The following is a 15176-nucleotide window of genomic DNA, read 5'->3' as shown; positions in this document are numbered from 1 at the left end:
CGGCGCGCTGCTCGCGGCGCCGGGCGCGCCGGAGCCGGTCACGGAGTTCGACGCGACGCTCGCCTGGCTGCACGAGAAGCCCCTGCGTCCCGGCGCCCGCCTGCTGCTCAAGCACGGCACCCGCACCACTCAAGCCGTAATCACTGAAGTCCTCGACCGTCTTGACATGCAGACCCTTAAGCGTGAGCCCGACCCGGGCGCCCTGGCGATCAACGATATTGGACGCGTCGCGGTGACCGTCGCCGAGCCCCTGCCGCTCGACCGCTACGACCGGGTTGCCGCGACCGGTTCGTTCCTCGTCATCGACCCGCAGACCGGGGACACGCTCGCAGCAGCGCTTGCCCTCTGTCCACCGATACCTCCATCTCCTAGATAGAGAGAGGTGCGCTGGCCAGGACAGCCGCCGCTCGCGGCAATCAAGACAGCCGACGACCGACAGGGGCCGTGCGTTCGCCATCCGGGCCGGGGCACGTCGGGCCAGAGAGAAGGCCTCGTCGTTGATCCACACATGTCAGTGCGTTTAGTACTGCAACGGCCCTTATAGGTGGTATCCGCGTTGTCGGTAGTGGCGGGTGCGGGCCTGGTGAGGTTTCCCCCGGTAGCCCGGAGTGGTTCCTACCTGGCGGTGGCGGGCTCGGGTGAGCTCGGCTGGTGTGCCAGGTGTGCTCGTACTCGTCGGGGGACTGCCATCCCAGCCGGGCCTGGATGCGTTCGCGGTTGTACGACCCGTCGATGTAGGTGAACAACGCGTTCTCGGCCTCTTCGCGGGTTCGCCACGTTCTGCGGTAGACGAGTTCGGTCTTGAGGGTGGAGAAGAAGAAGTTCTCCATCAGCACGTTATCGTAGGAATCACCGACCGAACCCATCGACGCGAGAATCCCATGCTCTCGAGCCGGGCCGAGAACCGAACGATGTGTAGGTCGAGCCGCGGTCGGAATGATGCCGAAGTCGGCCATCACGAACATCACCGGACCACACGCCGTACTCGAGGGCGCCGAGGACGAGTCCGGTGTCGCAGCGATCGGAGGTCTTCCAGCCGACGATTCGGTTGGACAACACATCGCGCACCGCCCGCGAGCCAGAACACGCCCTCGCCGCTGGGGGTGCGGGTGGCGTCGGCGACCCAGAGCCGGTCCGGGGCGGGAGCGGTGAAGTCTCGTTCGACCAGGTCCGGGGCCGGCGCGGCGCGCGGGTCCTGCCGGGCCGAGGATGCGCGAACGCTTGCGCAGGTAGGCGCCCTGCAGCCCGGCGGTGCGCATGAGCCGCTCCACGCGCTTGCGCTTGGTGCACCCCGAGCTGCTCGGCGAGCTGGCGGAACGTCGGGCGCGGGGTGCTCGTGCGGTACAGGCGCACCGCGCGTCCCGTCGACCCCCCGACGGTGGGGGCCCCGCAGCTCGTCGGGGTACTTCTTCGGCGCTGCCATGGAGACTCCCTTCACGGCCACCCGGCCATGATCGTCGGTCTCCGGGCTACCGGAACCTCACCTCCTGGTTGATCCTGTCCGGCCGCCAGCGCCGACGACCGCCAGGCCGATCATCCGCAAGCTTGCCTGGCTCGCCAAAGCGATGTCCAACGGGTGTTCGGACAGGCTGCGGCGACCCGTGTGGCGCGGGCTGTCTCCTACGTGGTGTAGTTGGGCGCTTCCGCGGGCTAGTCGAGGGGGATCGGGTGGGCGTCGCGACCTTTGGCGACTGGCTGTTCGGGTCGACGTGCGGGGTGCTGGTCCTCGCGTTGATCTTCTTCCTGGTCGAGCAGGCCTGGGGCCGACATGCGGTGGCCGCCGCCGCGGGGCGACGTCGTCAGGCCCACGAGCTGCTGGCCGTAGGCGGTGCTCGCCGCCGCGACGTCGGCGCGCAGTCGGGGCCGCACGAGGTGGGCACGGACGAACTGGGCACCGCCGCGGGGCCGACCGAGCCGGCGGGGCCCGAGGGGGCTGCGCCAGCGCCGGCCGAGCGGGTGGGGCGGATGGGAGTGGCGCTGACGGTGCTCGCCACGGGGCTGCTGGCCGCGGCGTTGGTCTGCCGTGGCTGGGCGACGGGCCGGCCGCCGTGGGGCAACATGCACGAGTACATCGCGGCGTTGTGCTTGGTCGGCCTGGTGACCTGGCTGACCATGTTGAGGCGCTACCCGATCCGGCATCTGACTGGATTCGCGCTGTTGCCCCTGACGGTGTTGATGTTCGTCGGTGGGACGGCGTTGTATGTGCCCGCCGGGCCGGTCGTCCCTGCCCTGCAGTCCTACTGGCTCGTCATCCATGTCGCGGCCGCCATCCTTGGCTCGGGGATCCTGCTGGTGCCCGGCACCGCCAGCGCGCTCTACCTGGTCCGCGAGCCCTTCGAGCGCGGATCGACCCGGCTGGCGGGGTTCGCCCGCCGGCTGCCCGCCGCCGAGGTTCTGGACCGGTTGGCTTACCGGTTGACGATTGTCGCGTTCCCTATCTTCACTTTCGGTGTGATCTGTGGGGCGATCTGGGCGGAGGCGGCGTGGGGCCGCTACTGGGGCTGGGATCCCAAGGAGACGGTCGCGTTCGTCATGTGGATCGTCCTCGCGGCCTACCTGCACTCCCGGGCCACCGCGGGATGGCGTGCTCGACGCGCCGCCGTCATCAACGTGGTGGCCTGGGCCATGGGCGTCTTCAACCTGTTCTTCGTCAACCTCGTCGTCACCGGCTTGCACTCCTACGCCGGGGTCGGCTGACCGCGCCCCGTGCTGTCAGGTGAGGGGCCCCACGACGCTGCCGATTGCGACGACCGACGCCCGACTGTTGTTGGAGGCTGGGCGGGTTCATCGATGACCCAGGTGGAGAGCAGCTCGACGACCAGCGAGCGGGCGCCGCTTCGCGGCGGTGGTCCTCCTCGCCGGTCGGTGGTCGGCGACGTGTTGGCGATGCTGCGCAATACGTGGCGCGCCCTGACCAGCATGCGTACCGCGCTCATCCTGTTGTTCCTGCTGGCCCTTGCCGCGCTGCCCGGCGCGGTGCTGCCCCAGCGCACGCCGAGCCCGAACGCCGTCGAGGACTACTTCGCCCAGCACCCCGACCTGGCGCCGCTGCTCGACCGGGTCGGGGCGTTCGACGTGTTCGCCACGCCGTGGTTCTCTGCGGTCTACCTGCTGCTGTTCGTCTCGCTGGTCGGCTGCCTCGTGCCGCGGACGTGGGAGCAGCTCAAGGGTGTCCGCGCCGAGCCGGTGGTCGTGCCCCGTAACCTCGCGCGGCTGCCCCACCACGCCGAGGCCACGACCGAGGTGAGCCCGGACGAGACGGTCGAGACGGCCCGCCGGCGGCTGCGCAGGTGGAAAGTGGCTGTGCGCTCCGAGCCCGGCGGGGTTCAGGCGCTCTCGGCGGAGAAGGGCTTCCTGCGCGAGGTCGGCAATCTGGTCTTCCACCTCAGCCTTGTCGCACTATTGGTCGGTATTGCCATCGGTGAGCTGTTCGGCTACGAGGGCCACGTCATCGTCATGGCCGACGGCAGCGAGTTCTGCAACTCCGGGATCTACGCCTACGACTCGTTCCGCCCGGGCCTGCAGGTCGACGGCACCGGGCTCGACCCGTTCTGCCTGGTTGTCGACGACTTCCGTGCCACCTTCCGTCCCAATGGGCAGCCCGACTCGTACAACGCCGACCTGCGCTTCCAGGACACCCGGGCTGTGACGTCGGGCGCGGGAACCTGGCAGCACCATCGTCTGGCGGTCAACGAGCCGCTGCGGGTGGACGGGGAGCGGGTCTACCTGACCGACCACGGCTACGCCCCGCAATTCACGATCACCTTCCCCGACGGCCAGCGACGGTCCGGGCTCGTGCAGTGGCGACCCGTGGACCGGTCGACCTTGCTCTCCGAGGGCGCGACGAAGATCGACCCGCCGGGCGTCGTCGACGACACCGACCGGCGCCGCAACCAGCTGGCCATCGCCGGGCTGTTCGCCCCCACCTCGAGCGGCGGCGGTCTGGTCACCTCGACCTTCCCGGCTCTGAACAACCCTGAGGCTGCTGTCGACATCTATCGCGGCGACCTGGGACTGGACTCCGGACGCCCGCAGTCGATCTTCTCGATCGACCAGGACATGGTCGACCAGGGCCGCCTCCAGCGGGTTGCCCGGGAGAACCTCTCCCTCGGGCAGTCGCTGACCCTGGCCGGCGGCACCCAGGTCCGCTTCGAGGGGGTCGAACAGTGGGTTGCGCTGCAGGTCTCCTACGACCCCGGCCAGACCGTCGTGCTCGTCGCCGCGATCGCTCTGCTGGCCGGGCTGGTTTGCTCGCTGACGATCAAACGGCGCCGCCTCTGGATGCGGGTCACACCTGGTGCCAGCGGCGGTCCGACCGTGATCGAGCTCGGTGGCCTTGCCCGCACCGACCAAGCCGGCTACGGCGAAGAATTCTCGCGCCTACGCCAGCGCCTCCTACCTTGCACCTGACCGAATCAGCCTCCGACGCAAGGCCCGCACCATCACCGAGCAGCGCAAGGCCGAACGCACCGCCCAAGGAGACCGTGCGCCACGATCGCGGCACCCACCAGGGCCTCGAGCGTGACCGCCAGCGCGAACAGTCACAGCCCCCGCGCAACCCTGGCACGACCCCGCCCGCCAGCAGGCCAACCCCGAGGTGTGTCTGAGCAAATGTTGTAGATCGCTGGGGAATACCCGACCAGGATCGGGTGGTGATCATGGTTGGTCCTCGGTGTTGATTCGACGGTAGCCGATGCGGGTGGCACGGGCGGCTTCGAGCCCGTGGCGGCGGGCCTGGCGGGTGGCGTCGCTGTGTCCGTGGTGTTCGTCGTCGGGGGTGACGTAGCCGATCCCGGCGTGCAAGCGCACGGTGTTGTACTCGCCTCGGACGCGGTCGGGCTCGACTGCGAGCTGGCCGGGGTCGCGGATCTTCTCCAGGTGCGGTCACTCGGTCTTGACGCGCCCGAACAGCGACTCGATCCAGGCCTGGTCGTTGGGGGTGTGGGATCTGCCGAACTGCTGGGCGATGGCCACCCCGCTCCCAGCCCAGCAGCCCGTGACGCGGTGTCCCGCCCGGGGCCCGGTCGTCGAGCGCGTCGGTGGCGCGGCGAGCCCGCCAGCGCGCGGCGCGGACCTCGTCGAGCTCGAGCAGCCCGGCCGCGCGCCGCGGGGACCAGCGCGCTCGACCGCGTGGTCGATCAGCTCGAGCAGCCCGGCCTTGACCTGTGCGTCCACCCGCGGCGGGACCGGGCCGCTGGTCAGTCCCAACGCGCTTTTCCCTCGTGCAGATGCAGCGCCACCGCCTGCTCGGTGACCGTGGCCCGCAGCCGCTCTAGCTCGGCGGTCATCGCCGCCCGCTCGGCGTCGGCCCGCGACTGGCCGGGCCGGCCGGGTACCGCCGCGGCCAGCGCGTCCAGCGCGCCCTGCTTGGCCGTGCGGCACGTCGCCACGACCGTGGAGCGGTCCACCCCGTAGTAGTCGGCGGGCTCGCGCTGGGTGGCCGGCCCGCACAGCACAGAGATCCACATCTCGTACCTCTCGGCCGCCGAGAGCAGCCGGCGCTTCTTTCTGCTCGACACGGACGGATCGGACATCTCCAGCAGCCTCCAGCTCGGTCGGACACGCCGACCTGTGGCTGGGTATTTCCGCCGGGATCTCCTTCACGAACTCAGACGTAGAACGCCCGTCACGGCGCTGCGGGGTTGTAGCGGCCTGGTGGGCCGGTGAGCTGGGGTGTAGCGGGTAGCGCCCTGTGACGGCCGGTCTGTCTCTGCCGCGGGTTGGTCCGGGGTCGGCCCGGTGTGGTTATTGGGGTGACGGGCCCGTGACGGGTTTCTACGTTTCTGGGTCATGACTGGTTTCGGCAACACCGTGGGTCAGCGCGCGAGCGCGTTGGGCGTGTCGGGTGTGTCCGTGTCGTGGGTGATCGACGGTGTGACGAGGTGGAGAGGCGATGGTTGGGGAGGGTCGCGGGCGGGACCGCGACGACGAAGACGACGAAGACGAGCCCGCTGGTGGTGACGGCGCCGCGGGCCCTGATCGGTCCCGACGGCGCCGCGCCGGTCGGGCACCGCGAGCTGCCGGTCGGGCTGCGCGCTTCGCTGGGGTAGCGCGGGCCGGGCGGGGGGTGCGTCGCGGGCTGTGGCCGCGGCTGGTGGTGGCGTGGCTCGCGCTCCTGCGGTGGGGTCGTGAGCGGGCGGCGGCGGTGCTGGAGCCGGTGGCGCCGGCTGCGCGGGATGCGGTGGCGTGGCTGGTGTACCGGTTCCCGGGCGTCGCGGCCCGCACGGTCGGGCGGGGTCTGGGCACGGTCGTGCGTCGCGGCCCCGCGATGGTGCGCCGGCTTGTGGTGGATGTGGTGACCGGGGCCCGGTTCCTGGGTGGGGTTCTGGGCGGGTATGTGTCCGGGTATCGGGATTTCGCTCCGGTGGTGCGGGAGTACCTGGACCGTGACCGGCCCGTCCGCGCGGCCGAGGTGCGGGAGGTGTGGCGCCGCACGGTGCTGGCCCGCCTGCCTCTCGTGGTGCTGGGGCTCGGCGTGGTCGGGGTGATCGTGGCCGGGGTCCTCGAGCGCGACGGACGACCCGGCCTGTGGGTGGTGGCGGCGGTGGTGCTGGGTGTGCTGGCCGGTGTTGGTCGGGCCCGGCGCCGCCGCGCCGGCCCCCCGCGTCTGACCGCTGGCCCAGAGCCCGGCCCCGAGGCGGCGGTGGAGGGGGCGCCGTTCCCGATTGCGGATGCCCGCACCCGTGGTGAAGCGGTCGAGGCGGTGACCCGCGCGCTGTCCGCGGAAGGTATCGCCCTGCGTTCTGCTGGTGAAGCGTCCCGGGAGCGCTGGGGGTGGACGGTGCCGGTGGTGCTGCGCACGGGCACCCCGGACACGGTCGCGGGGCGCACCGAGCGCCTGGAAACCCACCTGGATCTGCCCGCCGGGGGTGTGCTGGCCTCCCCGGATCGGACCCGCCGCGCGCGGGTGGTGCTGCGCCTGGCCGAACGGGACCCGTTCACCACGCTGGCGCCGCTGCCGCCCCGCCCGCCGGGTTCCGCGACGATCGGAGAGCGGGCGGTGATCGGCGCGCGGATCGACGGGGCGCCGCTGGCGGTGCCGCTGCTCGGCGTGCACGCCGTGGTGATCGGCTCCTCCGGGGCGGGGAAGTCCGGAACCCTGGCCGTGATCGCCGAGGTGCTGACCGCGTGCCGGGACGTGGTGGTGTGGGATCTCGACCCGGCCGGGTTCGGTCTGGACGTCTACGCCCCGGCCATCGGGCGGATCGAGCGGGACCCGGCCGGGATCACCGACGCGCTGGGCGACGCGGTCGCGCTCGCCCGCGCCCGGCCGCGACTGCTCGGTGGGCTCTCCGCCGACGCGGCCTGGGCGCCGACCTGGGAGCGCCCGGCGCTGGTGGTGATCGTCGATGAGTACCCGTCCCTGCCCGAACCGGCGAAGGCCGCGGCGGTGGCGCTGCTGCGCATCGGGCGCAAAGCACGGGTGACGCTCATCCTGGCCGCGACCGAGGCCACCTCCGACGCGCTGGGGGCGGCGGTGGCCGAGTCCGCGGGGCTCAAGGTGCTGCACGCCTGCCGGCACTCCGATGTGCGGCTGGTGCTCGGCCCGGCCATGGCCGCCGAAGGGTGGCGCCCGGACCGGCTGCACCCGGCCACCGCCGACGACCCCGGCGATGTCGGGCGGGCGTTCGTGGCCACCGCCGGGCTGCACGACCCGCTGGTGTCCAAGGTCGCCTACCTCGACCCCACCGACGCCCGGGAACGCGCCCTGGCCCGCGCCGCAGCGGGACGGCCCCGCCTCGACACCGCGTCCTGGGCCGCCGCCCGCGACCTGCGCGCCGCCGACGCCGTGGGCCGGGCAGGCGGGGCTCGGCCCGGACGCGTTGGCGCCACCGCTGCCGCCGACGCCACCGCGGGGGTAGGTGCCGAGGGGATGGGTGCGGAGGGGGTCGGGCGGTTCGCGGCCGATCTGCGGGCCGCGTTCGGTGACGACGAGCGAGTCGCCTCCGCCGACCTGCTCACGCGGCTCGCCGCCGTGGCACCCAGCCGGTACGCGACATGGCGCACCGAGGACCTGGCCGACGCGCTACGCCCCTACGGCGTGGCGCCCGCCCAGGCCCGCATCGAAGGCCGTGTCCGTCGCGGATACCACCGCGACACCGTGCTCGCCGCCCTGCGCTGAACCGAGCACACGGGCGGGGCCCGGGCGGCCCGAGCGGGGCGGGGCTGTCGGTAGCGGCATCCCGCCGCCACCGACAGCCCCCTCCACCTCTCCCGCGAACTCGTGCCCCGGGCGACCCAAAGGACCGACAGAGCCGCGCGGACACAGCCCGGAGGCATCCGGGCGCCGGGCGGGGAGCGACGACCCCGCGGTCAGCACGCCCATAACCAGCGCAGCTTGTGACCAGCGCAGCTTGTGAACCCATTGACGACGACCACAGGTGAGGCCCGGAGAGGAGGGAAGGCACGACATGGCGACCGACGACACGGCAACCGACGACGAAGCCACCGACGACGAAGTCACCGGCGACGACACCGCGGCGGCGGGCACGGCCCGCGCGGCCGTCGATACCGCTGTCGGGGAACCACCCGACGCTACCGGTTCCGGGGACGCCGATGATGACGGTGCGCGGCGTGCGCTGCTGCGCCGCGCCGTCTGCGACGCGCCCGTGCCGTCCCCGTCCGCGGCTCGACGGATCTACGCGCTGCTCTACCGCGGGCGACCCGCCAGCTCCCGCGGGGCGTCGGGTCCCCGGAACCGGCGGCAACAACGGGTCCGGTGCGCACCGCAGCCCAGCGTGCCGGGGACACCTCAACCCCGCCACGACACCTGCGCCGACCGGTTGCTGCCGAAGCGTGGCCCGCGTGCGTCGGGTCCTTTTTCGCGGTGTGGCTATCGAGTTCTGTCTCACTCGAAGTCATTACCGCGCCGATCGCGCTCACGCGCCACGGGGATTTCGCGCGCCCAATTTCGAGGCAGATTCCTAGCACTGTCGTAGGTAATCGAAATTCGGGTGCGGGGATCGGCTGGTTCTGTTGATTCTCGTGTCATGACTTCTTACCGAACCCGCGCTATCCGCGGGCTGCCCACCGTCCTGACCGTTGTGCTGCTCACCATCGCCGCACTGACCGTGTCCGCTGCCGTCGGCGTCCCCGCGGCCGTTGGCGCCGAAACCGTGTCCTGCCCGCGAGGGGGCCCGATCTTTCACCGCATCCCCGACCTCACCGCCTCTGTGGAGGACATGCCCTTCGCCGACTATTCCTTCTCCACCTGCTGGCCCGAAGACACCGTCCGAATCCTCTACGACGATCCCGGCTCCCGAGGCACCGGTGGATACGCCTGGTACTTCGCCGCGATCGACGGGCCGCGGTGGGGATACCGGGTCGGCTGGATCCGGGGCTACTTCCTGTCCCTGCCACCCGACCTGACCATCCCCGACCGACCCGACCCGCTGCCCGGACCCGGCACCCGATGAACCGTCCCCCAATTCAGTTCCTCACATCCGAGACCTGTGAAGGGAGGTGAATCTCCATGGACTCCGAAATCGGTGGCGTGCCCACCTGGCTGATCGTGGCCGCCCTGGCCGTCGTGGCGGTGGTGTTCCTCGCCTCCGCCATCGGCGCCGGCGGCGCCGGCCGCGGACGCCGCCGCGGACGCGGCCGAGGCGGCGGCGTGGCCGGCATCCCCGCCCTGCTCGTGATCGGACTTCTGCTCGGCGCCACCACCTTCGGCGGCGAAGTCATCCGCACCATCATCGCCACCCTCGTGCGCGCCCTGACCACCATCGGCGACCTGTTCGGCTAACCCGAGGCCATCAACACCCACGCCAGACAACCGCCCCCTCGGAAAGGGAGACCCACGAGTGCCACAACCCGACACCCACGACCCGACAACCCACGATCCCGCGGGCGGGGCGCGACTACTCCAGACAGGACGCGCCCCGCCCGCCTTCTTCGTCTCCGGGGCCGAGGGCCGCATCCCCACCACCGCCCACGTGCGCATGCCGCTGACCCCCGGCCTCCCCGCGATCGACCGACGCGGTTCTCGCCGCCCGAGCCCACGCGTCCTGAAGGTCGACGGTCGGGGCCGACATGTGCACGACTTCCGCGAAGCGCTACATCCATCGCGGGGCGGCGGGCTAGTTTCCGAGCATGGGTTTCGAGGTGGACTTCCCGACCATCAGGTCGGCCGCCGAGCGGCTCCAGGCCGCCGACCATGAGGCGCGCAGCGCCGGGGTCGAGATGAGCCGTGTGCTCGAGCAGGGCGCCGACGCCGCCGGGGTCCTCGGCGACTTCCCGAGCGTGTTGGGAGACCTCGCCGGCACGGTGAACCGGCAGGCCGACAAGCTCGCCAACGTCGTCGAAGAGTTGTGGCAGGCGGTCGACGAGGCCGAGCACGCCTATTACCGCACCGACCATGCCCACGCCCGCGACATCGCCGACGTCGGGTTCGCCGGCCGCGACGGACACCAATAGGGCAGCGCGATGTCGATCAACTACGACCTGCCGATTCAGGCCACCATCCCCGGTGACCCGGCCGCGCTCCGCGCCTCAGCCCGCGCGCTGCTCGACGTCGTCTCCCCGCGGGGCCGGCTGGTCGGCGACCACGCCGAGTCCGCCCACCACCTCGCCGCGCAGGGGTGGCGGGGCGCGGCCGGGGACGCGTTCGGGGCGGCGTCGATGAGCGCTGCGCAGCGCGCCCGTGGCTTCATGCGACAGGTCGAGCACGCCGCCCCCGTGATCCACGGGTTCGCCGACACCCTGGAGCGGCTCCAGCGCGAGTTCGTCGAGATGCAGGGCCGCTACCGCGCACTCACCGACACTCTCCGCGCCACGCCACCAGCCACCGAGCAGGCGGAGGTGGCCGGACGGGACTGGCTCGCCGCGCAGGAGCGGATGGTGGCGATCAGAGCCGAGACCGAGCAGGCCAGCAACACCGCCGCCGCCGCGCTGCAACAGGTCATCGACGTCCTCAACGTCTACGACAAGGCCGCCGAACGCATGGCCCTCACCGTCGCCACCGGTGAGGTCGGCGCCGGGTTCCAGGGCGCCCACCAGGCCGCCCAGACCGTCCTGGGCGACGGCCCCACCGCCACGATGTGGAGAGTCGCCGGGCGGACTCTCGGCCCCATCGGCGCCGCGCTCTCACAGGCCGTCGAAGACACCTCCAACCCGAACTACTCCGCCGCCGAACGGATCGGACGCGCCACCGGCCAAGCGCTCTACAGCGGCGTTCCCGCCACCGCGGCCGGGATCCCCGCCACGTTCGCCGGCGGCGTCCTCGGCTCGGTCGCCGGCCCGCTGGGCACCTTCGCCGGAGGGTTCGCCGCCGGGACCGGCGTCTCCTACGGAGTCAGCACCACCATGCGCAGTCTGCCCATCGCCGACGACGTCGTCGACGCCAGCGGAGAAGCCGCCGACGGGCTCGCCGACACCATCTCTGAGGCTCTTCACCCCGATGACTAGCCACCCTGGACCCGGAGAGTGGTTCCCGTGATCCGCAACCCCGTCCACCGCAGCGCCGACACCCTCGTTCTCTACCCGCGCCGGCTCACCGTCGCCTCGCTGCTGGTGATCGGGCTCGCTCTCGGGATCAGCGGGCTCATCGGCGTCCTCCACGGTTCCGCGCAAGGATGGGAGATCTTCAACGCGATCTTCGGCGCAGCGGTGGTGCTGGGATGGCTGTTCTTCGTCACCTCCGACAACCCCGTCCTCATCGTCGACACCCGCGGTATCCGCGCGCCGTTGTTCCGCCAACACGAAGTACTCGGCTGGGGACGGATAGCGAAGGTCCGCCGCGGCGCCACCTGGGCCCAGAACGCCCTCGACATCTACGTCTGGAAAGACCTCGACAACCAAACCGCAGCCAGCGGCGTCGAGCACGTCATCCACATCCCCGCCAGCGCACTGCCCATCAACGTCAAAAAACTCGTCCCGCAGATTGAGAGCTACCGACCGGGCGCCAAGCACGAGCCGATCGACCTCTCAGACCCCGACCCGATGCCTCACAAAGAATGAAGGAGTGGTCGCCCCGCGGAGATCTGAACGCCCTCGCGCTCGCCGACGGCTGGACGTGTACTTAGCGTCGACAGCGCGTCAAGACGGCCGCGAGCAGGCCTCTCCCTGGCCGGTCGCGGAGACCGGCTCTGGGCTCCGATACATAGCCCAGGGGGTGTAGTTCTTCGTCATGTTGAGTTGACGCGACGGCCGAGCCGAGCGTGCCCACCATCTATTGACTGGGACCGGGCCCATTTGAAGGTGCCTTCCGCGAACGAGGTGGCCAGGGACTCGCGACAGTTGCTCAGGTCCGTCGGGTCGCGTCGTGATACGTGGCGGGAGTTCGTCGATCCCAGGCTGCGATAGGCTTAGTCGAGGGTGCTCAGCCGAGCATGGCGTGGCGGCCTGGACGGCGACTGAAGGGTCACTTACACGACGTGTTCTCGCATGGCGGTAGACCATCAGCACCTTCGGGCACACGTTCCTTACGTCCGCCTACACGTGTCTGGTCCCCTTGGTCTATCTTTCCTCCTGCAGTACTCGACCGTCTGACGGGCCGTCGATGGCTGTAGGCAGTCACACCGACGCTATCTAGGAGAGGTCGACCCATCCGACCCGACGAGGGGTGTCCGCGATGAAGCTTCAGCGAACCGAGGTTGAGCTCGAAACAATTGTTAGACGGGTTAACGACAACGAGATCGATCTGCAACCGAATTTTCAGCGGGGCGAGATTTGGGATCTCAAAAGGCGTCAGCGACTGATTGACTCCGTACTACGTGAGTGGTACATTCCCGCAATTCACCTCGTCAGTAGGCGGGATGCTGAAACTCGATCACCTGACATCTTTGTAGCTGCTGGCGATGAGCCCAGGACTTCAGGACCAGTGGAGGTTGTGCTGGACGGGCAGCAACGCCTGGCTGCGATCCGGGATTTCTTTAACGGGGAATTTGCTGTCGACGGCAAGACAAGCCCTGAGAATGAACATATTCGAGCACTTCACGGGAGCACATTCCATGATTTGCCACCTTACGTGCAGGGGCGAGTGCGCAGGTTTGCGCTGCCTTGTATTATCCTGTATGAATACAATCCCGATGAGCCGAACGAGCTCTTCTTCCGACTAAACCAATCGTATAACCTGACACCTTCCGAAAAACGGAACGCCTTGCACGGACAGGCTCGGGACGAGGTCAAGGCGCTAGTTAGCGAGTTCGTAGATATCGGGTTCTTGCGCCGAGAAGTTGTAGGGTTCGCGAATGGGCGACTTGCTTATGACGACATACTTTCCCGAACCTGCGTCGCTCTCGACCGCGCGAGCTTGAAGCTGCATATCAACAACAACGTTGTAGAAGACTACTATCGACGCGAGCATTCCTTCGCGGACTCCACCATCACTTCGGTCCGTGATGCTGGGTATGTCCTCTTTGATCAATGTCAGCTGAGTGACCTGAAGTTGAGGTTTAACAAGGCTACCCTCTTCTCTTGGCTGATCTTCTGCGCATGGACAGGCTCTTATCTCGATGCTTCGTTGCCGCCCGAATTGCTGCACCGTTTCGAGACTCATAGACAACTGCTTAAACGAAATGAAGTCCCACGCGATCTTCCATCGGAGATGATCGGACCGGTCTTCATGTACGATGACCGCGCCTCATACCGCGTGACCGATGTTTCTTCTGTCCTCTCCCGTGATTGCACCCTTTATCTGTACCTACAGGAAATGTTTGAGAGCCCTCCACTTCTTGGTAGTGACCGACTATTATGGCAATTGCATGGCCTCAATCAAGCTCAGGCTCAGCAACGCATCCTTGATTTCGTCACCGAAACGTCTTGGGGTGACCTGCTGGAGGTCGCAAGGCGATGAGACTTGCTGCCGAGTTCTCAGCGTGGAAAGACCTTGATAAAGACCAAAGCGATGACTATCCACCACCTGTTACGGTGCTTCTAGAAGACGGCGCAGGCGTCCCGCTTGATCGGCGTTGCACAGTTCTGGCCGGGATGAACGGCGCGGGGAAGACCCAAACGCTACATCGAATTAGCCGAGCACTTCGTAGCGAAGCCATTACAGTCGCTGTCCACCAAGTGTGCGAACAGGTTCGGACAGTTCTTTCATCTCGCTCGGATATCTGCGACATGGAAGACGAGGTGGGGGAGTCAGGATCGCTGGATGAAGTAAGCGCGGTTCGCATCAAGTATGTCGTGGGGAGAGACTATTCGGCGTTGAGTTGGTTTGACCTAGAGCTCGAACCTGGCGGGTCGCAGTCGACGTGGCCTTGGACGCCTGACGACGAGGACCCCGTTATCACTCCGCATTTCCGCGTCGAGCATGCAGGTGTGAGCTATGGCGCGACCGAGATGGGTCTCGGCGAGTTTTCCGCCCATCTCGTTATGTGGGCGCTCCTGCGTTTTCGCGGTCGCACGGGGCTGACGTTCGTCCTCGACGAACCGGACGCTTACCTACCGCCAAGCACGCGAACCCGTTTTCTGGCCGCACTGCTAACTCTCGCGCGAGAGAACAAGTGGAGACTGGTGATTACGACGCACTCCCAAGAGCTCATCTCAGCCGCCTTTGGGCGTGATGCGCTTTTTGTTGTCTCCCGGCGGGATGGGATCGCGCGTTGTCTTAGCGTGTCGGAGTTCGGTCCGGAGGTTGCGTTCAGCCTGTTGCCGGACGTCGGGCAAGATTGCCTCATCTTCTGCGAGGATGAGTCGGCCGCCGCGTTGACGCGGGTGATGCTCCGGGGAAGCACCGACCTAAGCGCTCGGTGCGCCGTTGTCTGGAAAGATGGGGACGGTTATCTTAGGCAACTGTGGAAGCATTTGCCAAGAACTCCGATTAGCCCCATCAAGTTCTTGCTCCTATTCGACGGAGATCAGCGCGCTCGCGTGGAGGCTAATGACGACAGGCACTGGCCGGTTCTGACTCTACCAACCGAGTCCTCGCCAGACGTGCTCTTTCGAAGTGCAGCTACGAGCACTGAGGTTGTTGCAGAGGCGTTCAACGTCTCGACCGACCGCGCGCACGCTGTCCTCGCAGCTTTAGAGGGAATCGATGTACACGACTGGGTCAATGATGTATGTGCGCAGCTTGGGGCAGGCCGGACCGACGCACTCGAGCGCCTAGCATCCTTGTGGATAGCTGCAAATCCGCGATCAGTTCGTGCTTTCATTCGCGACCTGAGACACGCACTGAGTGTCGGGGTCGACTCAGGCCGGTAGGTGCTCGACCTAAGTCGTTGAGTACC

The 15176-nt window shown here is 68.5% G+C and carries 16 protein-coding genes; 12 read left to right on the top strand and 4 right to left on the bottom strand.

What is annotated here, in order from left to right:
- A partial coding sequence (locus AC2A1K_RS20815; RefSeq protein WP_483898227.1) for an elongation factor 1-alpha C-terminal domain-related protein occupies positions 1-376 on the top strand: 376 nt, incomplete at its 5' end.
- A 40-nt stretch (positions 377-416) separates the two neighbouring features.
- Here AC2A1K_RS20815 and AC2A1K_RS20810 read toward each other — a convergent pair.
- A complete protein-coding gene (locus AC2A1K_RS20810; protein ID WP_483898226.1) occupies positions 417-830 on the bottom strand; it encodes an IS3 family transposase in 414 nt (137 codons plus the stop codon).
- A gap of 838 nt (positions 831-1668) precedes the next feature.
- On the opposite strand from AC2A1K_RS20810, the gene ccsB reads away from it, so the two are divergent.
- On the top strand, positions 1669-2697 hold the full coding sequence (gene ccsB / locus AC2A1K_RS20805) for a c-type cytochrome biogenesis protein CcsB (RefSeq protein WP_483898225.1): 1029 nt from the start codon (positions 1669-1671) through the stop codon (positions 2695-2697).
- Positions 2698-2790: 93 nt separating this feature from the next.
- On the top strand, positions 2791-4410 hold the full coding sequence (resB, locus tag AC2A1K_RS20800) for a cytochrome c biogenesis protein ResB (RefSeq protein ID WP_483898224.1): 1620 nt from the start codon (positions 2791-2793) through the stop codon (positions 4408-4410).
- A gap of 246 nt (positions 4411-4656) precedes the next feature.
- Here the strand turns inward: resB and AC2A1K_RS20795 are convergent, their stop codons facing one another.
- From AC2A1K_RS20795 to AC2A1K_RS20785, 3 genes are all read right to left on the bottom strand, one after another.
- Positions 4657-4809 (bottom strand): hypothetical protein, encoded by a 153-nt coding sequence (locus AC2A1K_RS20795; RefSeq protein WP_483898223.1) that lies wholly within the window; start codon positions 4807-4809, stop codon positions 4657-4659.
- A gap of 75 nt (positions 4810-4884) precedes the next feature.
- Positions 4885-5208, bottom strand: a complete 324-nt coding sequence (locus AC2A1K_RS20790) for a hypothetical protein (protein WP_483898222.1) — start codon at positions 5206-5208, stop codon at positions 4885-4887.
- Positions 5199-5534, bottom strand: a complete 336-nt coding sequence (locus AC2A1K_RS20785) for a hypothetical protein (protein WP_483898221.1) — start codon at positions 5532-5534, stop codon at positions 5199-5201. Before AC2A1K_RS20785 ends, AC2A1K_RS20790 begins: the two co-directional genes overlap by 10 nt.
- A gap of 363 nt (positions 5535-5897) precedes the next feature.
- Between AC2A1K_RS20785 and AC2A1K_RS20780 the strand changes: the two genes are divergently transcribed.
- From AC2A1K_RS20780 to AC2A1K_RS20740, 9 genes are all read left to right on the top strand, one after another.
- The gene (locus AC2A1K_RS20780) at positions 5898-6050 is read left to right on the top strand and encodes a hypothetical protein (protein WP_483898220.1); all 153 of its coding nucleotides are present in this window, start codon (positions 5898-5900) and stop codon (positions 6048-6050) included.
- A 17-nt stretch (positions 6051-6067) separates the two neighbouring features.
- The gene (locus AC2A1K_RS20775) at positions 6068-8122 is read left to right on the top strand and encodes a DUF3631 domain-containing protein (RefSeq protein ID WP_483898219.1); all 2055 of its coding nucleotides are present in this window, start codon (positions 6068-6070) and stop codon (positions 8120-8122) included.
- Positions 8123-8990: 868 nt separating this feature from the next.
- Entirely contained in the window at positions 8991-9416 is a 426-nt protein-coding gene (locus AC2A1K_RS20770; protein ID WP_483898218.1) for a hypothetical protein, read from the top strand.
- A gap of 56 nt (positions 9417-9472) precedes the next feature.
- Positions 9473-9745: a hypothetical protein gene (locus tag AC2A1K_RS20765; RefSeq protein WP_483898217.1), complete on the top strand. Its 273-nt coding sequence runs from the start codon at positions 9473-9475 to the stop codon at positions 9743-9745.
- 347 nt (positions 9746-10092) lie between these two features.
- Positions 10093-10416: a hypothetical protein gene (locus tag AC2A1K_RS20760; protein ID WP_483898216.1), complete on the top strand. Its 324-nt coding sequence runs from the start codon at positions 10093-10095 to the stop codon at positions 10414-10416.
- 9 nt (positions 10417-10425) lie between these two features.
- Positions 10426-11406 (top strand): hypothetical protein, encoded by a 981-nt coding sequence (locus tag AC2A1K_RS20755; RefSeq protein WP_483898215.1) that lies wholly within the window; start codon positions 10426-10428, stop codon positions 11404-11406.
- A 27-nt stretch (positions 11407-11433) separates the two neighbouring features.
- Complete coding sequence (locus AC2A1K_RS20750) at positions 11434-11958, top strand: hypothetical protein (protein ID WP_483898214.1); 525 nt, start codon at positions 11434-11436, stop codon at positions 11956-11958.
- 613 nt (positions 11959-12571) lie between these two features.
- Positions 12572-13795 (top strand): DUF262 domain-containing protein, encoded by a 1224-nt coding sequence (locus AC2A1K_RS20745; RefSeq protein ID WP_483898213.1) that lies wholly within the window; start codon positions 12572-12574, stop codon positions 13793-13795.
- A 269-nt stretch (positions 13796-14064) separates the two neighbouring features.
- Positions 14065-15150, top strand: a complete 1086-nt coding sequence (locus AC2A1K_RS20740) for an OLD family protein (protein WP_483898212.1) — start codon at positions 14065-14067, stop codon at positions 15148-15150.
- Positions 15151-15176: the final 26 nt, after the last annotated feature.

The sequence above is a fragment of the Actinomycetospora sp. 2LY8.5 genome (assembly GCF_057180585.1).
This window is presented reverse-complemented; position numbering and strand designations above follow the sequence as displayed.